The sequence below is a fragment of the Skermanella stibiiresistens SB22 genome (genome assembly GCF_000576635.1).
Lineage (GTDB): Bacteria > Pseudomonadota > Alphaproteobacteria > Azospirillales > Azospirillaceae > Skermanella > Skermanella stibiiresistens.
This window is the reverse complement of sequence record NZ_AVFL01000013.1, coordinates 103750-126069: the sequence shown is the minus strand read 5'-3', so window position 1 is coordinate 126069 and position 22320 is coordinate 103750. Positions and strand designations below refer to the sequence as shown.

The 22320-nt window shown below is 66.6% G+C and carries 21 protein-coding genes; 10 read left to right on the top strand and 11 right to left on the bottom strand.

The window, feature by feature from the left end:
* Window positions 1-2 precede the first annotated feature (2 nt).
* The 7 genes from tkt to N825_RS18390 form a co-directional block, all read right to left on the bottom strand.
* Window positions 3-2042, bottom strand: coding sequence for a transketolase (tkt, locus tag N825_RS18420; protein WP_084164854.1), 2040 nt, complete (start codon window positions 2040-2042; stop codon window positions 3-5).
* A gap of 7 nt (window positions 2043-2049) precedes the next feature.
* Complete coding sequence (locus N825_RS18415) at window positions 2050-2925, bottom strand: phosphoribulokinase (protein ID WP_037455117.1); 876 nt, start codon at window positions 2923-2925, stop codon at window positions 2050-2052.
* Window positions 2926-2929: 4 nt separating this feature from the next.
* A complete protein-coding gene (locus N825_RS18410; RefSeq protein ID WP_037455115.1) occupies window positions 2930-4036 on the bottom strand; it encodes a class 1 fructose-bisphosphatase in 1107 nt (368 codons plus the stop codon).
* A 98-nt stretch (window positions 4037-4134) separates the two neighbouring features.
* Window positions 4135-5043, bottom strand: a complete 909-nt coding sequence (gene cbbX, locus N825_RS18405) for a CbbX protein (protein WP_051512547.1) — start codon at window positions 5041-5043, stop codon at window positions 4135-4137.
* On the bottom strand, window positions 5040-5753 hold the full coding sequence (rpe, locus tag N825_RS18400; RefSeq protein ID WP_425423739.1) for a ribulose-phosphate 3-epimerase: 714 nt from the start codon (window positions 5751-5753) through the stop codon (window positions 5040-5042). The genes cbbX and rpe overlap by 4 nt, the downstream gene beginning before the upstream one ends.
* 15 nt (window positions 5754-5768) lie before the next feature.
* Complete coding sequence (locus tag N825_RS18395) at window positions 5769-6185, bottom strand: ribulose bisphosphate carboxylase small subunit (protein ID WP_037455112.1); 417 nt, start codon at window positions 6183-6185, stop codon at window positions 5769-5771.
* A gap of 151 nt (window positions 6186-6336) precedes the next feature.
* Window positions 6337-7830, bottom strand: coding sequence for a form I ribulose bisphosphate carboxylase large subunit (locus N825_RS18390; RefSeq protein WP_051512546.1), 1494 nt, complete (start codon window positions 7828-7830; stop codon window positions 6337-6339).
* Between the two features lie 160 nt (window positions 7831-7990).
* On the opposite strand from N825_RS18390, the gene N825_RS18385 reads away from it, so the two are divergent.
* Together N825_RS18385 and N825_RS36640 are read left to right on the top strand one after the other, a co-directional pair.
* Window positions 7991-8929 (top strand): LysR family transcriptional regulator, encoded by a 939-nt coding sequence (locus N825_RS18385; RefSeq protein ID WP_037455106.1) that lies wholly within the window; start codon window positions 7991-7993, stop codon window positions 8927-8929.
* Window positions 8930-9147: 218 nt separating this feature from the next.
* Window positions 9148-10938 (top strand): sensor histidine kinase, encoded by a 1791-nt coding sequence (locus N825_RS36640; protein ID WP_084164853.1) that lies wholly within the window; start codon window positions 9148-9150, stop codon window positions 10936-10938.
* Here N825_RS36640 and N825_RS18375 read toward each other — a convergent pair.
* Both N825_RS18375 and N825_RS18370 read right to left on the bottom strand, forming a co-directional pair.
* The gene (locus N825_RS18375) at window positions 10886-12103 is read right to left on the bottom strand and encodes an amidoligase family protein (protein ID WP_084164852.1); all 1218 of its coding nucleotides are present in this window, start codon (window positions 12101-12103) and stop codon (window positions 10886-10888) included. The two genes, N825_RS36640 and N825_RS18375, sit on opposite strands and share 53 nt — an antisense overlap.
* Window positions 12019-12345 (bottom strand): DUF1476 domain-containing protein, encoded by a 327-nt coding sequence (locus N825_RS18370; RefSeq protein ID WP_037455103.1) that lies wholly within the window; start codon window positions 12343-12345, stop codon window positions 12019-12021. Before N825_RS18370 ends, N825_RS18375 begins: the two co-directional genes overlap by 85 nt.
* A gap of 454 nt (window positions 12346-12799) precedes the next feature.
* On the opposite strand from N825_RS18370, the gene N825_RS18365 reads away from it, so the two are divergent.
* The 3 genes from N825_RS18365 to N825_RS18355 all read left to right on the top strand — a co-directional run bounded on the left by N825_RS18365 (window position 12800) and on the right by N825_RS18355 (window position 15378).
* Window positions 12800-14272, top strand: coding sequence for a glycosyltransferase (locus tag N825_RS18365; RefSeq protein WP_037455100.1), 1473 nt, complete (start codon window positions 12800-12802; stop codon window positions 14270-14272).
* Between the two features lie 69 nt (window positions 14273-14341).
* The gene (locus N825_RS18360) at window positions 14342-14941 is read left to right on the top strand and encodes a glutathione S-transferase family protein (RefSeq protein ID WP_037455097.1); all 600 of its coding nucleotides are present in this window, start codon (window positions 14342-14344) and stop codon (window positions 14939-14941) included.
* Between the two features lie 11 nt (window positions 14942-14952).
* Window positions 14953-15378 carry a VOC family protein gene (locus N825_RS18355; RefSeq protein WP_245613158.1) on the top strand — a complete coding sequence of 142 codons (426 nt, stop codon included), beginning with the start codon at window positions 14953-14955 and terminating at the stop codon, window positions 15376-15378.
* A gap of 48 nt (window positions 15379-15426) precedes the next feature.
* On the opposite strand, the gene N825_RS18350 is transcribed toward N825_RS18355, so the two are convergent.
* Entirely contained in the window at window positions 15427-16086 is a 660-nt protein-coding gene (locus N825_RS18350) for a glutathione S-transferase family protein (protein ID WP_037455094.1), read from the bottom strand.
* A 248-nt stretch (window positions 16087-16334) separates the two neighbouring features.
* Here N825_RS18350 and N825_RS18345 point away from each other — a divergent pair, with 248 nt between their 5' ends.
* From N825_RS18345 to N825_RS18335, 3 genes are all read left to right on the top strand, one after another.
* Entirely contained in the window at window positions 16335-17561 is a 1227-nt protein-coding gene (locus tag N825_RS18345; protein WP_037455092.1) for a polyhydroxyalkanoate depolymerase, read from the top strand.
* Between the two features lie 138 nt (window positions 17562-17699).
* Window positions 17700-19382, top strand: a complete 1683-nt coding sequence (ettA, locus tag N825_RS18340) for an energy-dependent translational throttle protein EttA (protein ID WP_037455090.1) — start codon at window positions 17700-17702, stop codon at window positions 19380-19382.
* A gap of 210 nt (window positions 19383-19592) precedes the next feature.
* Window positions 19593-20318: a hypothetical protein gene (locus N825_RS18335; protein WP_037455088.1), complete on the top strand. Its 726-nt coding sequence runs from the start codon at window positions 19593-19595 to the stop codon at window positions 20316-20318.
* Between the two features lie 22 nt (window positions 20319-20340).
* Here N825_RS18335 and N825_RS18330 read toward each other — a convergent pair whose 3' ends face one another.
* Window positions 20341-20949: a glutathione S-transferase family protein gene (locus N825_RS18330; protein WP_037455086.1), complete on the bottom strand. Its 609-nt coding sequence runs from the start codon at window positions 20947-20949 to the stop codon at window positions 20341-20343.
* A 125-nt stretch (window positions 20950-21074) separates the two neighbouring features.
* Here N825_RS18330 and N825_RS18325 point away from each other — a divergent pair, with 125 nt between their 5' ends.
* Both N825_RS18325 and N825_RS36635 read left to right on the top strand, forming a co-directional pair.
* Complete coding sequence (locus tag N825_RS18325) at window positions 21075-21542, top strand: PaaI family thioesterase (RefSeq protein WP_037455083.1); 468 nt, start codon at window positions 21075-21077, stop codon at window positions 21540-21542.
* Window positions 21543-21627: 85 nt separating this feature from the next.
* Window positions 21628-22314, top strand: coding sequence for a tetratricopeptide repeat protein (locus N825_RS36635; RefSeq protein WP_051512544.1), 687 nt, complete (start codon window positions 21628-21630; stop codon window positions 22312-22314).
* Window positions 22315-22320: the final 6 nt, after the last annotated feature.

The window sequence follows — 22320 nt, the reverse complement described above, 5'->3', positions numbered from 1 at the left end:
TCTCAGATCAGCGCGCGGGCGGCCTCGGCGACGCGGTCGGGCGTCAGGCCGAAGAAGGGGAACAGCGCGTCGGCGGGGGCGGACTCGCCGAAACAGTCGATGCCGATCACGCCGCCATCCAACCCGACATACTTCCACCAGCCATCGGTGCGGCCGGCCTCGATCGCCAGCCGCGGCGCGTCGGTCCCGAGCACCGCCTTGCGGTACGCCTTGTCCTGGCGGTCGAACACCGTGGTCGAGGGCATCGACACCACGCGCACCGCGACGCCCTCGGCGGTCAGCAGATCGCGCGCGGCCATCGCCAGCGGCACCTCGGACCCGGTCGCGATCAGCACCAGTTCCGGTGAGCCCTCGTCCGGTTCGGCGAGGATGTAGCCACCACGCGCCGCCGCCTTGCCCCGAGGCGCGCCGCCCGGCTGCGGCGGCAGGTTCTGGCGCGACAGCAGCAGGCTGGTCGGGCCGTCCTGGCGCTCCACGGCGGCCCGCCACGCCACGGCGGTCTCCAGCGCGTCGCAGGGACGCCAGACATCCATGTTGGGGATCAGGCGCAGGCTGGCGGCGTGCTCGATCGGCTGGTGCGTCGGGCCGTCCTCGCCCAACCCGATGCTGTCATGGGTGAAGACCTGGATCGCCCGGATGCCCATCAGCGCCGACAGCCGCAGCGCGTTCCTGGAATAGTCGGAGAACACCAGGAAGGTGCCGCCGAACGGGATGTGGCCGCCGTGCAGCGCGATGCCGTTGATGATGGCGGTCATGCCGAACTCGCGCACGCCATAATGGATGTAGTTGCCGCCGCCGGTTCCGGCGACCGTTCGGCACGCCGGCCAGTTGGTCAGGTTCGAGCCGGTCAGGTCGGCGGAACCGCCCAGCAGTTCCGGTAGCAGGGGTGCCAGCGCGGCGATGGCCTGCTGCGACGACTTGCGGGTCGCCGCCGTGGTGTTGGCCAGCGCCGTGGCGGTGACGAAGGCGGCGGCCCGCTCGGCGAAATCGTCGGGCAGCCGGCCGGCGATCCGCCGGGTGAACTCGGCGGCGAGGTCGGGATGCTCGGTGGCGTAGGCGTCGAACCGGGCTTGCCAGTCCCGCTGGAGAGCGGCGCCGCGTGCGCGGGCGTCCCAGGCGTCGTGGATTTCCGCCGGGATCTCGAAGGCGGCGTGGGGCCAGTCGAGCGCCGCGCGGGTGGCCTGCGTCTCGTCACCCCCCAGGGGCGCGCCGTGGACGTCATGGGTGCCAGCCTTCTTGGGCGACCCCCAGCCGATCACCGTCTTGCAGCAGACCAGCACGGGCTTGCCAGTGGGGCTCAGCGCGTCGGCCATGGCCGCGTCCAGCGCCGCCGCGTCGTGGCCGTCGACATCGCGGATCACCCGCCAGCCATAGGCCTCGAACCGCGCCGGGGTGTCGTCGGTGAACCAGCCCTGGACGTGGCCGTCAATCGAGATGCCGTTGTCGTCGTAGAAGACGACCAGCTTCTCCAACCCCAGCGTCCCGGCCAGCGAACAGGCCTCGTGGGAGATGCCCTCCATCAGGCAGCCGTCGCCGACGAAGACGAAGGTGCGGTGGTCGACGAGGACGTGGCCCGGCCGGTTGAACTCGTCGGCCAGCAGGCGTTCGGCCAGCGCCATGCCGACCGCGTTGCAGATGCCCTGCCCCAACGGACCGGTGGTGGTCTCGACGCCGGGGGTGACGCCCCATTCCGGATGGCCGGGCGTCTTGGAATGGAGCTGGCGGAAGTTGCGCAGCTCCTCGATCGGCAGATCGTAGCCGGTCAGGTGCAGCAGCCCATACAGCAGCATGGAGCCGTGGCCGTTGGACAGCACGAAGCGGTCGCGGTCGGGCCAGCGCGGGTCGGCGGGGTTGTGCCGCAGGTGGCGGTTCCACAAGGCCTCGGCGATGTCGGCCATGCCCATCGGCATGCCGGGGTGGCCGGACTTGGCCTTCTCGACCGCGTCGACCGCCAGCATGCGCAGCGCGTTGGCGAGGGTCCGGCGGTCCGGAGTGGTGGTGGCCTGGGCCTCGGCGGTCAGTGTCTCGGTCATCGCTGTCATCTCCCCCTCAATGCGCCTTCTTCTTGCGGTCCATCAGCTGCCAGATCAGCGGCGTGATGATGAGCTGCATGGCGAGCGCCATCTTGCCGCCGGGGCAGCAGATCGTGTTGGGCCGGGACATGAAGCTGTCCTTCAGCATCGACAGCAGGTACGGAAAGTCGATGCCGCGCGGGTTGCGGAAGCGGATCACCAGCATGCTCTCGTCGGCGCTGGGGATGTCGCGGGCGATGAACGGGTTGGAGGTGTCCACCGTCGGCACCCGCTGGAAGTTGATGTCGGTCAGCGAGAACTGCGGGCAGATGAAGTTGACGTAGTCGGGCATCCGCCGGAGGATGGTGTCGACGATCGCCTCCTGGCTGTGGCCGCGCGAGATCTTGTCCCGGTGCAGCTTCTGGATCCATTCCAGGTTGATGATCGGCACGACGCCGATCAGCAGGTCGGCGTGGCGGGCGGCGTCCACCGTCTCGGTCTTGACCGCGCCGTGCAGCCCTTCATAGAACAGGATGTCGGTCGGTTCGGGCAGGGGCTCCCACGGCGTGAAGGTGCCCGGCTCCTGGCCATAGGGCGCCGCCTCCTCCGGGCTGTGCAGGTATTTGCGGGTGGTGCCGGTTCCGGTCTCGCCATAGCGCTGGAACAGGGTCTCGATCTCCTCGAACAGGTTGGCGTCCGGCCCGAAATGGCTGAAACTCGCCACTCCCTGGCGCTGCGCCTCGGCCAAGCGCTGGCGCATCTCCATGCGGTCGTAGCGGTGATAGGCGTCGCCCTCGATCACGGCGGCGGAGATCTGCTCGCGCCGGAAGATCTGCTGGAAGGTGTGGCGGACCGTGGTGGTGCCGGCGCCGGACGATCCGGTGATGGCGATGATCGGATGCTTGGCGGACATGGCGTCAGACTCCCCCGACAGCGCCGGCCGGCGCCCGGAACAGCGAGCGTTTGTTGAACAGGGGGGAGTCGAACACCGCGTCCTCGCCCCGGTCATGGGTCTGGTGGTAGTGGACGACGCGCTCGACCTCGGCCTTCGATCCCAGGATCAGCGGCACGCGCTGGTGCAGCGCCACCGGTGCTATCTCCAGGATGCGCTGGCGGCCGGTCGACGCCGCCCCACCCGCCTGCTCCAGGATCATCGCCATGGGATTGGCCTCGTACAGCAGCCGCAGGCGTCCCGGTTTCGAGGTGTCGCGGGTGTCCCAGGGGTACATGAACAGCCCACCCCGGATCAGGATGCGGTAGACCTCGGCCACCAGCGAGGCGATCCAGCGCATGTTGAAGTCCTTGCCGCGTGGGCCAGAGCCGCCCTGGACGCATTCCTCGACATAGCGCTGGACGGGAGGCTCCCAGAAGCGCGAGTTCGACATGTTGATGGCGAACTCGCGGGTCTCCTCCGGCACCCTCATGTCGGGGTGGGTCAGGTTGAAGTTGCCGATCTCGCGGTCGAGCGTGAAGCCATGGACCCCGGCACCCAGCGTCACCACGATCATGGTGGTCGGGCCGTAGAGAGCGAAGCCGGCCGCGACCTGCTCGGTGCCCGGCCGCAGGAAGTCCTCCTCGGTCGGCTCCCCAGGGGGTTCGTCAACGCCCTCGGGCGCCCTGAGGATCGAGAAGATGGTGCCGACCGTCACGTTGACGTCGATGTTGGACGAGCCGTCGAGCGGATCGAACAGCAGCAGGTGGCGCCCCCGGCGGTGCGGCGCCGGCACCACGTAGGGCTCTTCCATCTCCTCGGAAGCCATGCCGCGGACCTGGCCGCCCCAGGAGCAGGTATCCAGCATGATCTCGTTGGCGGTCAGGTCGAGCGGCTTCTGCTCCTCGTCGTGGACATTGGTGCCGGTGACGGCTTGATGGACGTGGAGCGGCCCGCGCGACACCGTGACGGCGATCAGCTTGCAGGCGGTCTGGACATCGTTCAGCAGCGCGGTCAGCTCGGTGTCGGCACCGCCGCGGCGGCGCTGGTCCTCGATGATGAACTTCGCGAACGTCATGCTGCGATGCGGCATCGATCTTCTCCCCAGGGGAACGTTGTTGTTATTGTTTGTTCGTTTTCACTTTTGACGCCATGTTTTTCATTGGGAAGCTTGTTTCGCCGGAAAGCGGGCTATTGGGCGAAGACGCGGCTTGCGCGGATGTCGGCCTCCTCGATGGTTTGAAGCGCGTCGGCGTCCAGGATGCCGCCCTTGGCGAACAGCCGGTTGGCTTGGCGCAGTCGGGCGCGGTCCAGCGCGTTGCGGATCGAGCGGGCGTTGGCGAAGCGCGGCTGATCCATCCGGCGCTCGATGTAATCCCGCATCGCCGCAGTGGCGCCGTCCGACAGCCGGTAGTGCCACGCGGCGACCATGGTCCCGGCGATGTCCAGCAGCTCGTCCGAGCGGAAATCGGGGAAATCGACGTGATGGGCGATGCGCGACCCCATGCCGGGATTGCTGGAGAAGAACGTCTCCAGGCGGTCCTTGTAGCCGGCCAGGATCACCACCAGGTCGGCGCGGTGGTCCTCCATCACCTGGAGCAGGATCTCGATCGCCTCCTGGCCATAGTCGCGCTCGTTCTCCGGGCGGTACAGGTAGTAGGCCTCGTCGATGAACAGCACGCCGCCCATCGCCTTCTTCAACGCCTCCTTGGTCTTGGGCGCGGTGTGGCCGATATACTGACCGACCAGATCGTCGCGGGTGACCGACACCACGTGGTCGCGGCGGATATAGCCCAGCCGGTGCAGGATGCCCGCCATCCGCCGCGCCACCGTCGTCTTGCCGGTGCCGGGATTGCCGGTGAAGCTCATGTGCAGGGACGGCGGGTCGGTGGCGAGGCCAAGCTGGCGCCGGGCCTGGTCGATCAAGAGCAGCGCCGCGATCTCGCGGATGCGGCTCTTGACCGGGACCAGGCCGACCAATTCGCGGTCCAGCTGGTCCAGGATCTCGCCGATGTTCGACGCGGCGTAGAGCGCGTCGAGATCGACCGTCGTTCTGGTTTCCGGGCTGGCCTCCTGGGCGATATCCGGGGCGGCCGTCATGCCGCCCTCCGGGCCGCCGGCTCCAGCGCGTTCCGGAAATCCGCCAGAACCTCGTGATAGGAACGATCGGCCCCCCTCGCCCCGAAGATCGCGGAGCCGGCCACGAAGGTGTCGGCGCCCGCCTCGGCGATCAGCCCGATGTTGGATGGCTTGACGCCGCCATCGACCTCCAGCCAGATCGGCTGGCCACCATTGGCCGCGTGGCAATCGATCCGGCGGCGGATTTGGGCGATCTTGACCAGGGCCTCGGGGATGAAGCCTTGGCCGCCGAAGCCTGGATTGACCGACATCACCAGGATCAGGTCGATCCTGTCCATCACATGGTCCAGGTGGTGCAGCGGCGTCGCCGGATTGAAGGCCAGCCCGGCCTTGCAGCCGTTCTCGCGGATCAGCGCCAGGGTGCGGTCGACATGCTCCGACGCCTCGGGGTGGAACGAGATGATGTCGGCCCCTGCCTTCGCGAACATCGGCACCAGGGCGTCCACCGGCTTGACCATCAGGTGGACGTCGATCGGCGCCTTGGTGCGCGGCCGGATCGCCTCGCAGACCAGCGGGCCGATCGTCAGGTTGGGGACGTAGTGGTTGTCCATCACGTCGAAATGCACGATGTCGGCGCCAGCCGCGATGACGTTCTCGACCTCCTCGCCGAGCCGGGCGAAGTCAGCCGACAGGATGCTGGGGGCGATCCGGAATGGGCCGTTGGCCATCATTGCTCCACTCCGCCCTCAGTACCGCGCGCCGGCGGGCTTCTCGGTCGCGTAGCTGCGGATCGTGTAATCCACCTTGCGGCCGGGGCCCTCGGACCGGATCAACTCGAAGCCCTTCTCCTCGGCTGGGCGGTCGATGATGAAGGACATGCGCACACTCTCGAAACCCTTCTGGCTATCGAAGGCCAGCACCTTGATATATTTGCCCTTGTTGGCCTTGCGGCAGGCGTTGATCTCCATCATCACGCCGGCGGCGTCGGCGATGTCGAACATCGGCGTGCCCCACATGTCCCAATAGATGTTGCGGGGGTGCGGATCGTCGGTCGATTCGACCGCGACGGCCCAGCCCTGGTTGAGCGCGTAGGTGATCTGTTGCTTGATCTCGTCGTCCGTCAGGTCGGGAAGGAACGAGAACTGACCCTGGGTCAGGCGCATGGGATGTTTCCTTCTTTTTTCTTGATGAAGGGGCCTCCCCCTCGTCCCGACGGTGCCTGGAGGACAAGGGAGGAACAACCGGGGACCGTCCGCCTCCCGGGGGGAACACGAGGAGGGGAACGAGGGAGAGGCGTCTCGGGTGAGCCGAAGCTCAGAATGCCGGGGTCGGGGTCGGGACGTAGTCGACGCTGTCTGTCGAGGCGTAGTCGAACGTGACATCCTTCCAGGTGTCCAGCGCCGCGCGCAGCGGCCCGCACCACTTGGCGGCCTTGGCCAGGATCTCCGGACCCTCGTTCCAGATGTCCATCCCCTCGTTGCGCGCCTTGACCATGGTTTCCAGCGCCACACGGTTGGCGACGGCCCCGGCCTGGATGCCCTGCGGGTGGCCGATCGTTCCGCCGCCGAACTGAAGCACCACGTCGTCGCCGAGATAGGTCAGGAGCTGGTGCATCTGGCCGGCGTGGATGCCGCCCGACGCCACCGGCATCAGCTTCTTCAGGCTGGCCCAGGGCTGATCGAACAGCACACCGTGTTCCAGCCGCTTGGGAACATAAGTCTCGCGGCAGGTGTCGTAGATGCCGCGGATGACGTTGGGATCACCCTCCAGCTTGCCGACGACCGTGCCGGCGTGGATATGGTCGACGCCCGCCATCCGCATCCACTTGGCGATCACCCGGAACGAGACGCCGTGCGACTTCTGCCGCGTGTAGGTGGAGTGCCCGGCGCGGTGCAGGTGAAGGATCATGTCGTTCTTGCGCGCCCACTTCGCCATCGACTGGATGGCGGTGTAGCCGATCACGAGGTCGATCATGATGATGACGCTGCCCAGCTCCTTGGCGAACTCCGCCCGCTCGTACATGTCCTCCATGGTCGCGGCGGTGACGTTGAGATAGGTCCCCTTGATCTCGCCGGTCTCGGCGGTCGCCTTGTTGACGCCCTCCATGCAATAGAGGAAGCGGTCGCGCCAGTGCATGAAGGGCTGCGAATTGATGTTCTCGTCGTCCTTGGTGAAGTCCAACCCGCCCTTCAGCGCCTCGTAGACGACGCGGCCATAGTTGCGGCCGGACAATCCAAGCTTGGGCTTCATGGTGGCGCCCAGCAGGGGACGGCCGTAATTGTTCAGCCGCTCGCGTTCGACGATGATGCCGGTGGCCGGCCCTTGGAAGGTCTTGAGGTAGGCGGTCGGGATCCGCATATCCTCCAAGCGCAGGCCCTTGAGCGGCTTGAAGCCGAAAACATTGCCGATGATCGAGGCGGTCAGGTTGGCGATCGAGCCCTCCTCGAACAGGTCGAGGTCATAGGCGATGTAGGCCATGAACTGGTCGGGCGCCCCGGGGATCGGATCGACCCGGTAGGCCTTGGCGCGGTAGCCGTCACAGTCGGTCAGCCGGTCGGTCCAGACCACGGTCCAGGTCGCGGTCGACGACTCGCCGGCGACGGCGGCGGCCGCTTCCTCGGGATCGACGCCATCCTGCGGCGTGATACGGAACGCGGCCAGGATATCGGTTTCCTTGACTTCGTAGTCCGGGTCCCAATAGCCCATCTGCTTGTATTTGAGGACGCCGGATTTGTAGCGAAGCTTCTTGTCGGTGATCACGCCATCGCTGGCGACTTCCGTTACCGAGCGAACCGCCACGTCTTGCATGGTTTGTTTCCTCCAGCGTGTTTGCTGACCGCGTTCTTTTCCGGATCGTTCCGGGCGCCACGTTTGACTTGGCCTTGACGGTACCAGCGGATGAGGTTAAGTAAAATTCAAATGTTCTGACGGTTTACCCAAGGGATCCCTTGTCGATGGCGAGCCATCCATGACACTGCGGCATTCGACGATCCGGCAGCTCCAGGTCTTCGTGGAGGCCGCCCACACCCTGTCCTTCGCCCGCGTCGCCGAGCGGCTGGGGCTGACACCGGCGGCGGTGTCGTTCCAGATCAAGCAGATCGAGGGGCTGGCCGGCTTCGCCCTGTTCGAGCGGGTCGGCCGCCGCGTCGTGCTGACCGAGGCCGGGGCGTCCCTGCTGGAATACGCCTCGGTCGTGCTGAAGGCGCTGACCGACGCGGACGAGCGGATGCGGGAGTTGAAGGGACTGAGCGGCGGCCACGCCCGCATCGGCTTGGTCAGCACCGCCAAATACATCATGCCCCGCATGCTGGCGCGCTTTCAGACGGAATATCCCCGCATCACCATCCACCTGCGGGAGGGCAACCGGCGCGACATCATCGCGGCGCTGCTGTCGGGCGATGTCGATATCGCGGTCATGGGCAAGCCGCCGGAGGACGCCGAGGTGACGGCCGATCCGTTCGCCCCCCATCCCTCGGTGATCGTGGCGCCGCCCGGACATCCGCTGGCGGGCCAGGCCAAGGTTCCGCTGAACGCCTTGGCGGAGGAACGTTTCATCGTGCGCGAGGAGGGTTCCGGCACCCGCGCGCTGATGGAGAATTTCTTCCGTGGCGCCAGCTTCACGCCGCACATCGCCCTGACCTCCAGCAGCAACGAGACGATCAAGCAGGCCGTGATGGCGGGCATGGGCGTCGCCCTGATCTCCCGCCACACCATCGTGCTGGAACTGCGCATGGGCTTGGTGACCGTTCTGCCGGTCGAGGGATCGCCGCTGATGCGCTCGTGGTTCGTGGCGTCGCGGCGCAACATGCCGCTGCTGCCGGTGCATATCCAACTCCGCCGATTCCTGCTGGCCGAAGGCAAGTCGCTGATCGATGGCATCGAAAGCGCCTATCACGCTTCGGAGTGACGGCTATGCCTAAAAACCCAGTTCGACTATATACAAAAGCAACGGTTGGCAGAACATTAGCTTAAACATGGAATTTGATTTCAGTTAACGGTTAGTTATTATTGCCGACATAGAGTAGGGCTGAATTCATTTGAATTCTCGTGCATTCTCGGTAATATTAGGGAGTGGCTTTCAACATGCTTACCATGGTTGGAAGTTGCGGTTCCCGGAGTTAGTGAATGTCGTTGCGTTCTAGGATTCTCTCGGTGATGGCCTTCATCGCGGTGTTGATGATCGCCATCACCTGGATCTTGCTCAAGTCCCTGGTCACCCCTGGGTTCGAGAACCTCGAGGCGGCGGAAGCCAAGCGGAACCTTCTCCGGGTTGAACAGGCGCTCGCGGCGGAAACCGAGGCGATTGGGCGCAACGCGAACGACTGGTCGAAATGGGACGAGATGGCGGCATTCGCCACTGGCGGGATGGCGGGTTTCCCGACCCGCAACATCTCCGCCGCCGTCCTGCGTGACATGGGTGTCGACGTCGTGTTCGTCCTGGCGGCGAACGGCGATCCAATCTATGGCGCCATGCTCGATGAGAATGGTCTGACGGTGGGCGTACCGCCGAGCGTCACGCGCGAGATCCTGCCGTGGAGGTCATGGAACGGCGCGGGGTTCGAAGGAGCCGGCGGCGACGGGATCGTCATGAGCGACAACGGACCAATCATGCTGGCGGCGCGCTCCATCCAACCAACCAACCGCGAAGGGCCCGTGTTGGGAACGCTGTTGTTCGGCCGACTGATCGACGAGGCGGCAGTGGCGGCCATCCGGCGGCGGTTGCAACTGGATGTGGAGTTCCGCTTCGACCTTCCGACCGCCGAACACTCCTTTGATACCGCGCGCCAAGTGGTCAGACCGCCAGTGTTCGAAAGACGCGAGGACACGCTGACCGTGATCGGCGACATCCAGGACATCCATGGCCACCACGCCCTGACCGCCCGCGTGGCGATGCCGCGCGACGCGGCGTTGGCGGCGGGACACGCCGTCAGCTTGGCCATGCTCCTGATGGTGGCCGCCTGCGGCTGCGCCCTGGTGATCCTATGGCTGATGCTCAACCGCATGATCATCGCGCCGGTGCGGGGTTTGACCCGGCACATCCTCTCCATCCGCACGGCGGGGGACCTGGGCCGGACGGGGCTGGCCGACCGTGGCGACGAGATCGGAGCCCTGGCGCGGGAGTTCGACGCGCTGCTGCGCCGGGTCGATGACCTGATCCAGGAGAGCGAGACCGCGCGGCGCGCGGCCGAACAGGCCAGCCGGACCAAGACCCAGTTCCTCGCCTCCATGAGCCACGAGCTGCGGACGCCGCTGAACGCTATCATCGGATTCTCGGAGATCATCCGCGACGCCATGTTCGGCGCCAGCAGCGCCCGGTACCAGGACTACGCCGAGGACATCCACAGCAGTGGCCAGCATCTGTTGGCCCTGATCAACGATATCCTCGATTACTCCAAGGCGGAGGCCGAGCGGATCGAACTCCACGAGGAGGCGGTCGACCTGCCGCGCGTCATCGCCGCCTGTCGGCATCTGGTCGAACCGCTGGCGCGGACCGGCGAGATCGACATCGTCACCCAGTTCGTCGACCGCTCGGTCCGGCTGGTTTGGGCCGATGAGTTGCGGCTCCGCCAAATCATCCTCAATCTCGTGACCAACGCCATCAAGTTCACCGCACCCGGCGGCGAGGTCCGCATGCGGGTTGGCCGCCGCGCCGATGGTGGACCCGAGATCCAGGTGGTCGACACGGGTATCGGCATGTCGCCGGAGGGCATCGCCAAGGCGCTCGAACCCTTCGGCCAGATCGAAAGCGCGTTGAGCCGGCGCCACAGCGGCACTGGCCTCGGACTGCCGCTGGCGGCCCATCTCGTCCAAGCCCATGGCGGCGAACTGATCATCGAAAGCGCGCTCGGCTGGGGCACGACGATCAAGGTCGGATTGCCGCCGGCGCGCCTGCTGGAGCAGCGCCTATCGGCTTGACCGCCGCCCGCCAAGTCCCGACGGCCGGCTCATCCATCGGCGCGTCCGCCCGACCATCCGCCGCTCCCCCAACCATCCCCTCGACCAGGGGATCATCGACCGGAGCGCCCCGGAACAACAGCCACGCCCGGCCGAGGTCATCGAGCCGATCCGGGTCGGCGGCCAGCCGCTCGACCGCGACCCAGCGGTTCCAATCCGGCGCCACGCTCCACCCCGGCACACCGACATGGGCCTGCGGCACCCGGTAATGGAAGACTGGCCGGGCCGCGATCTTCTCCCGCGGCAGGATGGCGCGCACCCGATCCGCGTCGATGTGGAGAAGCAAGGGCAGCAGGTCCAGCCCTCGGTCGCGAGTCGGATTCGCGGCGAGATAATCGTCGATGAACCCGTCCATGTCGGGCGCGTAACCGGGCTGAAGGACGAAGCGGACATAGTCCTCGGGAAACCTCGGCGGCACAGCCGACGGCACGCCCCCGCCCCCAGGCTCGGCCTTGGGCATCCTCAGCCACTTGTCGAGCAGCAGGAACGCCCGCAGCCGCGCCAGGATGGTCTCGACATCCAGTCCGGGCACGTCGATGTTGAAGTGCAGTCCGAGCGAGCCGAATTGCGGCGAACCGAACCCCGGCGAGCCGAACCGGATCGCCCCGTCGCCGGTGGCGCCCGCCAGACGCAGCACGGCGATGGCCTCGTCCACCTCGCTAAGCCGGTCCGGCTCCAGCGGGGCCATGATCAGTTCGCGCGGCACGAGACCACCGGCCAGACGTCCCAGCCAGGCGGCCCCGGCCGGACGCAGCCTGAAGGGAAGTGCATGGACATGCCGTTGCGGATGGACATGCCGCAGGTCGAGTTCGATCGCGATGTCGCCCAGCCTGGAGCCGCGCACGGCGAAGGCGTGGGGATCCTCCTCCACCGGAACGCCACCCAGGGCGTCCGCCAGGGCCCGGGCGGCCCCGGCGACATCGAGGCTCATGAACTCGACCTCCACGCCAACCCGCCGCGGTGCTCCCGCGGCCGTCGGGACGACGGGCAGCGGGTCGAACGCGGATGGGGGCGGCCGTTCGGGGAGCCGCTGTTCGGGGCTTAGTCCGTCGCGGCGCACTGGCGGTTCGCCTCCGTGTGACAGGCCACCAACTGACTGTTCAACTCGGCCTCGGACGCGGGGCATCCGGCGGCGGCGAAATCGGCGCGCAGCTTCCGCAGCACGTCCTCGTGGCCCGGTTCGTCCCGGTCGGACACGACGACGGCGCGGGCGTAGCCTTCAAGCTCGGCGCCGGAGAGGTTCATCCGCCGTCCGGCCCACAGACCCAACAGCAGGTTGCGGCGCGCCACGACGTAGCCCTCGGTCGCTTCGAAGGGACACGGGGCTTCGGGTGCGGGGATGGCGCTCTTGTCATGAATGGCGGGCATGGGTCGTCTCCTCACGAGAAATGTCAAACGGTCCTTACGGCCGACGATCCTCACGATCGTCTTTCCCGCGACACGCCGATCCCAAGAGGAAGCCGGTCCTGGATACCAAGTCCTGATCCCTCCAGATGCACGGGCGTGCAGGTGGAGGGGTCCGACATCGCGGCGCTTCTTCAAGCGTCCGCCAGAGGGGCCCGGACCCCGATGCCAAATACGTGGGGATGCCGCGACGGCGTTTCAATCCGGAGCCGCCATCGCGCGCCGTGACAATCCGCGAGTCCTGGGATCGCGCGATATCACCCACTTGGCACAAGGGTACCGCGTACCCGGCCCCGCATATCTGGCGATGTACTTCGGCGCCTGGAGTAAACGGCCCGGCTCAAACGTTTGTCGGATGGCCGTCCGTCGCCGGTCGTCACAGTCGCGATCCGTTGAAACTATCGAGGATAATCGGGGAATGCCTGTCCTAACCGTGGTGCAGTGGGTCTTGTATCTGCTGCTTTCCCTGTCCCTCGTCCTGCTGTTCGCCTTGAGCTGCAACCTGCTGAGCCTCTCCGCCGCGTTCCTGCGGGGGCACAGGGCGACACCCGAACGGCGTGGCCCGATGAGGCCCCTGACCGATTACCCGAGGGTGCTTGTGCAGCTTCCCGCGTTCAACGAAGGCACGCTGATCGAGCGCGCCATCCGCGCCGCCGTGATGGATTGGCCTCGCGACCGGCTCTCCATCCAAGTGCTGGACGACAGCACCGATGGGTCGGAGGAGATCTCGCGACGCTTCGCCGACGAGTTGCGCGCCACTGGCGTCGACATCACGGTGATCCACCGCCGCGACCGCACCGGCTTCAAGGCCGGGGCGCTCGCCAACGGCCTCGGCCAGAACGACAGCCCCTATGTCGCGATCTTCGACGCCGATTTCGTGCCGCCGGCCGACTTCCTCAAGCGAACCATCCCGATCCTGATGGCCGATCGCGGCCTAGCCTTCGCGCAGGCCCGGTGGGAACACCTGAACGCCCGTCAGAACCTGCTGACGCGCGCCCAGGCGGTCATGCTCGACGCCCATTTCGGAGTCGAGCAGTCCGTGCGGTCGGTGACCGGGCTGGTGCTGCCGTTCAACGGGACCTGCGGCGTCTGGCGGCGCGACGCGATCGACGACGCCGGCGGCTGGACGGCGGATACCTTGACCGAGGACCTGGACTTGTCGGTGCGGGCCCATCTGGCCGGCTGGCGCGCCGCCTACGCGCCCGACATCACGGCGCCGGGAGAGTTGCCGACGACCTTGGCGGCATGGCGGACCCAGCAGCATCGCTGGAACAAGGGCTTCGCGCAGGTCGCCCGCAAGCTGCTCCCGTCGGTCTGGCGATCCGGCCTGCCGGTGTTGTCCAAGCTGGCGCTGACGCTGGAGGTCGGCCAGTCGCTGTTCTGCCCCCTGGCGGCCTTGTGCCTGACCTCGTCGCTGTCGCTTCTGTGGCTGAACGCCGGACAGCAACCCTTGGCGATCTCGGTGCTGGGCCTCGTCGCCACCGCGATGGGCGTCTTCGCCGCGACCACCTTCGTGACGCTGGGACAGGTGGCCTTGGGCCGCCACCCCTATGGCGCCATCCCGCTGAGCGTGCTGGCCGCCATGACGCTGACCTCGGGACTGATCCTCTCCAACTCGCGCGCCGTGTTCGAAGCCGCGATCGGCAAGCAGTCGCCTTTCGTCCGCACGCCCAAGATCGGCAACATCGGCGGCCCGCCCATCCGCCGCGCCGGACCGACCGGAATCCCGGAGATCGCGCTGGGCTTGTGCCTGTTCTTCACCATGGTGCTGCGCGAGGGTTGGTATTCCCCCCTGCTGGGCACCACCATCATCGGCCTCGCCGTGGTCGGCGGCGCGCTGCTCAAGGAACGCTGGCAAATCCTGCGGACGGTGGCGCCGGCGGCCGGGTGATCCGCTGGACAACCCCCTGATGTTCGCTTAATGTTCCCCTTGGGACACGACTCCGGGGGAGGCACGCCGATGAAACTCTACTGGTCACCACGCACGAGGTCGACACGGGCTCTCTGGATGCTGGAGGAGGCGGGATGCGGATACGAGCGCGTCCTGATCGACATCCATACCGGCGCGCAATCGACGCCCGAGTATCTCCGGATCAACCCGATGGGAAAGGTCCCGGCCTTGGTCGATGGAGACGCGGTGGTCGCTGAGTCGGGCGCCATCTGCGCCTATGTCGCGGACCGCTGTCCGGAAGCCGGTCTGGCGCCGCCGATCGGCGATCCGGCGCGGGGCGCTTACCTGCGCTGGCTGTTCTTCTCGCCCGGCTGTTTCGAGCCCGCCGTCATGCAGAAGATGATGGACTGGCAGGTCGATGGGGTGGCGGCTGCCTGGGGCGACCTCGACCGCGTGCTGTCGGTGCTGGATCAGGCGCTGGCACCGGGCGGCTGGCTGCTCGGCGATCGCTTCTCCGCCGCCGACGTGCTGGTCGGCACCGACCTGCATTACTGCGTCAACGTGATGCGGGCCTTGCCGCCGAACCCCGTCTTCGACAACTATGTGACGCGCTGCCTGGACCGCCCCGCCTTCCAGCGGGCGCTCGAGATCGACGCGGCGGGCGTGTGATGGAGGCGGCGATGACACAGGGCTCTCCCGTCATTCCGTGCCTCCGCTATCGTGACGCGCCGGCCATGATCGACTGGCTGTGCTCCGCCTTCGGGTTCGAACGGCACATGGTCGTTCCCAACGGCGAGGGCGGCATCGCCCACGCGCAACTCTCGATGGGTGGCGGCATGATCATGCTGGGCTCATCGAGCGACAGCGACTATGGCCGGCTGATGCGGTCGCCGGACGAGGACGGCGCCGGCAAAAGCGTCCATGGTGGCCAAAGCGTCTATGTCGTGGTCGACGATGTCGACGCCCATCACGCCAGGGCGAGGGCCGCCGGGGCCGAGATTGTCATCGACATCAAGGACGAGGAATACGGCGGGCGCGGCTATACCTGCCGCGACCCGGAAGGCCATGTCTGGAGCTTCGGCGGTTACGATCCCTGGATGGGATGAGGCGGGGCGGTGTGACTGGACGAAGCCTAGCCCACAGCCAGGGCGTATCTAAAACTCCGCGTCGAGTTCCGGCAGTTCGTCGGGTTCGGATTTGGCGGCTTCGATCCACTCGGCCATGTCGGGCAGCGCCAGGATGGTCGCGCAGTAGTCGGCGCAGACCTTGTCCAGCTTGACGTCATAGGTGTGGAAGCGGGTGGCCACCGGGGCGTACATCGCGTCGGCCATGGTCGGGGTGGCGCCGAACAGGTAGGGGCCGCCGTATTTGGACTGGCAGTCGCGCCAGATGTCGGTCACCCGCTCGATGTCGGCCAGCGCCCCGGCCCAGACCTTGAAGCCTGTGTAGTGGCGCTTGATGTTCATCGGCAGGGCCGAGCGCAAGCCCGTGAAGCCGGAATGCATCTCGCCGCAGATCGAGCGGCTGTGACTGCGGGCGCTCGAGTCCTCCGGCAACAGTCCCCTGCCGGCTGGCTTGATCTCGTTGAGGTATTCGCCAATCGCCAGCGTGTCCCAGACGGAATGGCCGTCATGGATCAGGCAGGGCACCAGGATCGAGGGCGACAGCAGCAGGATTTCCGCGCGCGCCGAGGAATTGTCGAGCGAGATCACCCGCTCCTGGAACTTCAATCCCGACATCCGGGCCAGGAGCCAGCCTCGCAGCGACCACGAGGAATAGTTCTTGCTGCTGATGACGAGCGTGGCTTCGGTCATGGCCGCGATCCCTTCCGCATGGGGTGCCCTGAATGTCGAAGGATTGCGTCGCCTCCGTCCGCAAGTCCAGAAGAAACGCTGTCGCTCCCCTGACCTTTTGCATATCATTTCAAGGGAGCGGGGCAGCGAGGCCGCAACGGGTTATTTTCCCGGCCTGATGCTTATTTATTAGGCAGCCGGGATTACACCGCGAACGCTTCGTTTGATTTGAAAACAAATATTCCAGTCAATGGATCGGGTGATCGCGGATGATTTATCAGATGTACCAGAGCCATGTGGATGTCATGGACCCGCTCCGCTGGATGGCCCGGAGTTCCAGCGCCGCGTTTGGGCAATCCTGGCCCGGCCTGTCGAGTATGCCGGGCGGCGACATGGGGAGGAGGATCTCGGCGGCGCTGGAGGTGATGTCCCGCATGGGCACCACCCACACCCGACCGGCTTTCGGCATCGACTCGGTCACGGTCGGCCACCGCGAGGTCGGGGTGACGGAGGAGGTCGTCCACGCCACGCCGTTCTGTTCGCTGGTCCACTTCAAGAAGGACATCCCGGTCGAGGAGCCGCGGGTGCTGGTGGTGGCCCCCATGTCGGGGCACTTCGCCACGCTGCTGCGCGGCACCTGTCAGACCATGCTGGCGGAGCACGACGTCTACATCACGGATTGGCACAACGCGCGCGACGTGCCGCTGAGGGAAGGCGCCTTCGACTTCGACTCCTATGTCGACCACCTGATCGGGTTCTTCGAGTTCCTGGGACGGGATTGCCACGTGGTCGCGGTCTGCCAGCCCTCCGTCGCGGTGCTGGTGGCGGTCGCGGTGATGGCGCAATCCGACAACAAGGCCCAGCCCCGCAGCATGACGCTGATGGCCGGCCCGATCGATACCCGGATCAGCCCGACCAAGGTCAACGAGCTGGCGATGAGCAAGCCGATCGACTGGTTCGAGAGGAAGCTGATCTCGACCGTCCCGCTCCGCTATCCCGGCGCGTTGCGCCGCGTCTATCCCGGTTTCGTCCAGCTGACCGCCTTCATGAAGATGAACATGGAGCGGCACACCAAGGCGTACCGCGACATGTACGAGCACCTGATCGCCGGCGAGGACGAGAAGGCCAACGCGATCAAGACCTTCTACGACGAATACCTGGCCGTGATGGACCTGCCGGCCGAGTTCTTCATCCAGACCGTCCGGCTGATCTTCCAGGAGCACGCGCTGCCCCTGGGTACGCTGGAATGGCATGGCCAGAAGGTCGAACCCGCCGCGATCCGGCACACCGCCCTGTTCACGGTCGAGGGCGAGAACGACGACATCTGCGCCATCGGTCAGACGTTGGCGGCGCAGGACCTGTGTACCGGCCTGCGCCCGCACCTGAAGCACCACCATCTCCAATTGGGTGCCGGGCACTATGGCGTGTTCAACGGCCGGCGCTGGTCCGGCCAAGTCTATCCCATGCTGCGCATGATCATCCAGGCCAACAGCTGACCCGCCGGTCGGCCTCCGCGTCAGTCAAACCTCGCCAATCAGCGCTCCTTGCGCTACATAAGGCGCAACATCGACGGCGCGCCGTTTTGGTGGCGGCTCGTCGTATCTTGATCCTCATGAATATGGTCGGAGAGACGCATGGCGTCCTATCAATACGTCTTTGTCATGAAGGGGCTGACCAAGATCTACCCCGGCGGCAAGAAGGTGCTGGATAACGTCTGGCTGTCTTTCTACCCGGGAGCCAAGATCGGCGTGCTCGGCGCCAACGGCGCCGGCAAGTCCACGCTGATGAAGATCATGGCCGGCATGGACAAGGACTACAACGGCGAGGCCTGGACCGCCGAGGGAGCCACCGTCGGCTACCTGTCGCAGGAGCCGGTACTGGACGAGACCAAGACCGTCCAGGAGAATGTCATGGAGGCGCTGGGCGCCACCAAGGCGCTGATGGACCGCTTCGAGGCGGTCAGCATGCGGCTCGGCGAGGTCGAGGACCCCGACGAGATGACGGCGCTGATCGACGAGCAGGCCGAGTTGCAGGAGAAGATCGAGGCGGCCGACGCCTGGGACCTCCAGCGCACGGTCGAGATCGCGATGGACGCGCTGCGCTGCCCACCGCCCGACAGCCCGGTCACCAAGCTTTCCGGCGGTGAGCGCCGCCGCGTGGCGCTGTGCAAGCTGCTGCTCCAGAAGCCCGACCTGCTGCTGCTCGACGAGCCGACCAACCACTTGGACGCCGAGTCCGTGGCGTGGCTGGAGAAGTTCCTGGAGGACTACAAGGGCACCGTCGTCCTGGTGACCCACGATCGCTACTTCCTGGACAACGTCACCGGCTGGATCCTGGAACTCGACCGCGGCCAAGGCATCCCCTACGAGGGCAACTACACCGCCTGGCTCGAGCAGAAGCAGAAGCGCCTGGACCAGGAGGCCAAGACCGAGGTCGGCCGGCAGAAGACGCTGGCGCGCGAGTTGGAGTGGATCCGTCAGGGCGCCAAGGCCCGGCAGAGCAAGAGCAAGGCGCGTATCTCCGCCTACGAGACGATGCTGGCCGAGAGCGGCAAGCAGCAGAACAACGAGGCGCAGATCATCATCCCGACCCCGCCCCGGCTGGGTGGCGTGGTGATCGACGCCGAGGACGTCTCCAAGGCGTTCGGCGACCGCCTGCTTTTCGAGAACCTGAGCTTCCGCCTGCCACCCGGCGGTGTGATCGGCGTGATCGGTCCCAACGGCGCCGGCAAGACCACCATGTTCCGCCTGATCACCGGGCAGGACCAGCCGGACAGTGGCACCTTCAAGGTCGGCGACACCGCCAAGCTCGGCTATGTCGACCAGAGCCGCGACACGCTGGCTCCGAACAAAACGGTGTGGGAGGAGATCTCCGACGGGCTTGACGTGATCGAGCTGGGCAAGCGCTCGATGCCGAGCCGCGCCTATGTCGCCGCCTTCAACTTCAAGGGCTCCGACCAGCAGAAGAAGGTCGGCCAGTTGTCCGGCGGTGAGCGCAACCGCGTCCATCTGGCGAAGATGCTGAAGTCCGGCGCCAACGTCCTGTTGCTCGACGAGCCGACCAACGACCTGGACGTCGATACCCTGCGGGCGCTGGAGGAGGCCTTGGACAGCTTCGCCGGCTGCGCCGTGGTGATCAGCCACGATCGCTGGTTCCTGGACCGCATCGCCACCCACATCCTGGCCTTCGAGGGCGACAGCCACGTCGAATGGTTCGAGGGCAATTACCAGGACTACGAGGCGGACCGCAAGCGGCGCCTGGGTCACGAGGCCGACCAGCCGCACCGCATCAAGTACAAGCCACTGGTACGGGCCTGAGATAAGGGCCTGATCGCGGGGAGTACCCCATCCTATCGGTGAAAGGTTGGTGGATTCGGTGGGATGGGCCGGTTGGGGCACATGCCGGGGTTGAGGGGCGGCGTTTTCGGCCCATAACAAAGTTGAGGCTGTCGCCGTTCGCGGGGGCAGCCTCGACCCAGCTCCGAGGGGAGCCGACCAGGGAAATCACACCGGGACGGATCCACCGCCATGCCGCTGATCAAGCAGCCCCGCGCTCGAACGACCGTGACGGCGCACTCCAATGAGGAAACGGAATTCCCCCGCTTCACCAAACCGGTCGGAGCGGTGACGCGGCCCGTGGGGCCTGGACCGTCCATCCCCCAGGGCGCCGCGGAGGCTCCGACGCGACGGGCGCGTTCGAGCCGGTTCCTGCTTGGTTTCATCGTCGGACTGGTTGCCGCCGCGTTTGGCATCGCGGCGCTCTCCTTCATGCTGGTCGGTGGCGATCTCACGCCGGGTCCGCAGCGGCCGGCGCGGCAGGCCCTGGTCGTGACACCGGATTCCGTCGGGGCCCCCTTGCCGCTGGAGCTACCGGAGCCGGCACCCCCGGCGGCCGAACCACCGCCGCCCACCCTCCTCGATCCCACCCCGCCGACCACGCCGCTCCCCAGCGCCCGCCTCTTCGTCCACCACGTTGTTGGAGCGTCATGGGCCTCCCAGGCCACCGCCGTGGTCGGGGCGCTCCAGACCGGAGGGCTGACGGTGATCGACACGCGCCAAGTCCAGGGCAACATCTCGACCGGCAATGTCCGCTTTTTCTTCGAGGAGGATCGCGACGCCGCCACTCGGCTGGCCGAACTGCTCGGCGGCCTGTACGGCGAGCGCTTTGGCGCCCGGGAGTTCCGACTGATCGACTTCACCCACTACAGTCCCAAGCCACGCCAGCGGACACTGGAGATCTGGTTGCCGAACTGAGGCGTCGGCGCGCCAAGGACGGTCAGGGCACGTCGGTGATCAGCACGTGCCCCGGCTCCGCCGCGACACGGTTGACCCACGCCATGATGGAGGGATAGCCGCACAGGTCGAAGCCGCCCTCGTGGGCGACATGGGTGTAGGCGTAGAGCGCGATGTCCGCGATGGTCATGGCGTCGCCGACGAAATATCGGTTCAGCGACAGGTGGCCCTCCATCACGTCGAGCGCCGCGTAGCCACCTACCCGCTTCTGGACGACCGCCTCCTCGCGCCACGGGGTCATGTCGACGCCGTGGGTCAGCCAGAAGCGGACCGTCGCGATGTTGGGCTCGTGGCTGTACTGCTCGAAGAACATCCATTGCAGCACCTGGGCGTGGGCGAAGCGGTCAACCGGCAGGAACCGCGATCCCTCGGCCAGATAGTGCAGGATCGCGTTCGATTCCGGCAGCAACCGGCCATCGTCCAACTCCAGCAGGGGGATGCGGCCGTTCGGGTTCTTCGCCAGGAACTCCGGCGTGCGGGTCTCCGCCCGGTCGATGTCGAGCCGGACGTAGTCGAAGGACTGGCCGAGATGGGCCAGGATCAGCCGGACCTTGTATCCATTGCCGGAACAGGGATCATCGTGGAGCCGCATGGTGTCTCCGGAGGTTCGCCGGTGGTCGAAAACGCCACCCCATGATACCCGAACGGCGGCTGGTGCGTTACCCTGGAGCTTGATTTCACCAACGATCCACAACAGCGCACGGGTTTCCCCCAACGATGACCGCACCGCCCAGCCTCGACCAGGACGAGCCCTTCACCGATCCGCTGCTGAGCGCGGAGGAGCCGTCGGGTTTCCAGCGGACCATGCGCTACCAACTGGCCGAATGGCGGCCGGACGAGGCCGTCCTGACACTGGACGTGCTGCCGCGCCACCTCAACCGCAACGGCGTCGTCCATGGCGGCGTTCTGGCGACCCTGATCGACACCGTCGGCGGCTTCGCCGGGACCTACTGCACCGTGCCCGGCAACAAGCGCGGCGCCGTGACCCTGTCGCTGACCACCACCTTCATGGCCCAGGCCAGTGGCGGGACGCTCCGCGCCGTCGCCCGCAGGCGCGGTGGGGGCCGCAAGATCTTCATGGTGACCTGCGAGATCTTCGCGGGCGACACCCTGGTGGCGATGGGCGAGGGAACCTACCGCTACCGCGCCGGCAGCGAGAACCCGGAGGGCGTGCCGCGCGCCTGAGCGGGAGCATCGCCCTTCCCCACCCCTCCCATTGAGGGGACACAGCCCCCACATGTCAGCCTTGATCACGCACACCGGAAGTCCAATGCTCGGATCGGCCCATTACCAACGTATCTACGAAGCGGCGGAGGATAGCGTCGCCGTCGGGCGGCACGCCAACGCCGCGAAGCTGCTGGCGAGCCTGCTGGCCCAGGATCCCGACCCGGATGTCGAGCGGATCGCCGCCGTGCTGGACGCGATCATCGACATGTCGGCCGAGCCGACGGCGATGATCAACCGGGCGACCATGCTGCTCGACCCGGCCATGGGAGAGACGGACCCGGACAGGGCGCTGGCGCTGCTGCAGGAGGCCGCCGATCAGACCGACGATCCCGAACATCCCGAGCACGCGCTGACGGCGCTGGCGCACGGCATGATCGGCGATTGCCTGATCCAGGGCGCCGGGGTCTCGTCCGACCCGGACGCCGGCTTCGGGCATTATCTGTTGGCGGCCGAGTACGGCAACGCCAAGGCCGCGTTCAACGTCGGCCTCGCCTATGACCAGGGGATGCTGGGTCAGGCGGTCGACCGAGACGCCGCCAAGCGCTTCTACAAGATCGCGGCCGAGGGCGGCGAGACGCCGGCCATGACCCGGCTGGCAGTCCTCTACATGACCGACCAGGACCCGCCGGATGAGGTCACCATCGTAGACCTGCTGGAGGCGGCGGCGGAACGGGGCGACCAGGACGCGGCGGAAATCCTCCAGAACCTCGAGGACGACGTCACGCCTTGAGCTTGT

Coding starts and splice junctions, on each gene's coding strand:
- tkt (WP_084164854.1), bottom strand. CDS start 2,042: ATGACAGCGATGACCGAGACACTGACCGCCGAGGCCCAGGCCACCACC.
- N825_RS18415 (WP_037455117.1), bottom strand. CDS start 2,925: ATGTCCGCCAAGCATCCGATCATCGCCATCACCGGATCGTCCGGCGCC.
- N825_RS18410 (WP_037455115.1), bottom strand. CDS start 4,036: ATGCCGCATCGCAGCATGACGTTCGCGAAGTTCATCATCGAGGACCAG.
- cbbX (WP_051512547.1), bottom strand. CDS start 5,043: ATGACGGCCGCCCCGGATATCGCCCAGGAGGCCAGCCCGGAAACCAGA.
- rpe (WP_425423739.1), bottom strand. CDS start 5,753: ATGATGGCCAACGGCCCATTCCGGATCGCCCCCAGCATCCTGTCGGCT.
- N825_RS18395 (WP_037455112.1), bottom strand. CDS start 6,185: ATGCGCCTGACCCAGGGTCAGTTCTCGTTCCTTCCCGACCTGACGGAC.
- N825_RS18390 (WP_051512546.1), bottom strand. CDS start 7,830: ATGCAAGACGTGGCGGTTCGCTCGGTAACGGAAGTCGCCAGCGATGGC.
- N825_RS18385 (WP_037455106.1), top strand. CDS start 7,991: ATGACACTGCGGCATTCGACGATCCGGCAGCTCCAGGTCTTCGTGGAG.
- N825_RS36640 (WP_084164853.1), top strand. CDS start 9,148: ATGTCGTTGCGTTCTAGGATTCTCTCGGTGATGGCCTTCATCGCGGTG.
- N825_RS18375 (WP_084164852.1), bottom strand. CDS start 12,103: ATGCCCCGCGTCCGAGGCCGAGTTGAACAGTCAGTTGGTGGCCTGTCA.
- N825_RS18370 (WP_037455103.1), bottom strand. CDS start 12,345: ATGCCCGCCATTCATGACAAGAGCGCCATCCCCGCACCCGAAGCCCCG.
- N825_RS18365 (WP_037455100.1), top strand. CDS start 12,800: ATGCCTGTCCTAACCGTGGTGCAGTGGGTCTTGTATCTGCTGCTTTCC.
- N825_RS18360 (WP_037455097.1), top strand. CDS start 14,342: ATGAAACTCTACTGGTCACCACGCACGAGGTCGACACGGGCTCTCTGG.
- N825_RS18355 (WP_245613158.1), top strand. CDS start 14,953: ATGACACAGGGCTCTCCCGTCATTCCGTGCCTCCGCTATCGTGACGCG.
- N825_RS18350 (WP_037455094.1), bottom strand. CDS start 16,086: ATGACCGAAGCCACGCTCGTCATCAGCAGCAAGAACTATTCCTCGTGG.
- N825_RS18345 (WP_037455092.1), top strand. CDS start 16,335: ATGATTTATCAGATGTACCAGAGCCATGTGGATGTCATGGACCCGCTC.
- ettA (WP_037455090.1), top strand. CDS start 17,700: ATGGCGTCCTATCAATACGTCTTTGTCATGAAGGGGCTGACCAAGATC.
- N825_RS18335 (WP_037455088.1), top strand. CDS start 19,593: ATGCCGCTGATCAAGCAGCCCCGCGCTCGAACGACCGTGACGGCGCAC.
- N825_RS18330 (WP_037455086.1), bottom strand. CDS start 20,949: ATGCGGCTCCACGATGATCCCTGTTCCGGCAATGGATACAAGGTCCGG.
- N825_RS18325 (WP_037455083.1), top strand. CDS start 21,075: ATGACCGCACCGCCCAGCCTCGACCAGGACGAGCCCTTCACCGATCCG.
- N825_RS36635 (WP_051512544.1), top strand. CDS start 21,628: ATGCTCGGATCGGCCCATTACCAACGTATCTACGAAGCGGCGGAGGAT.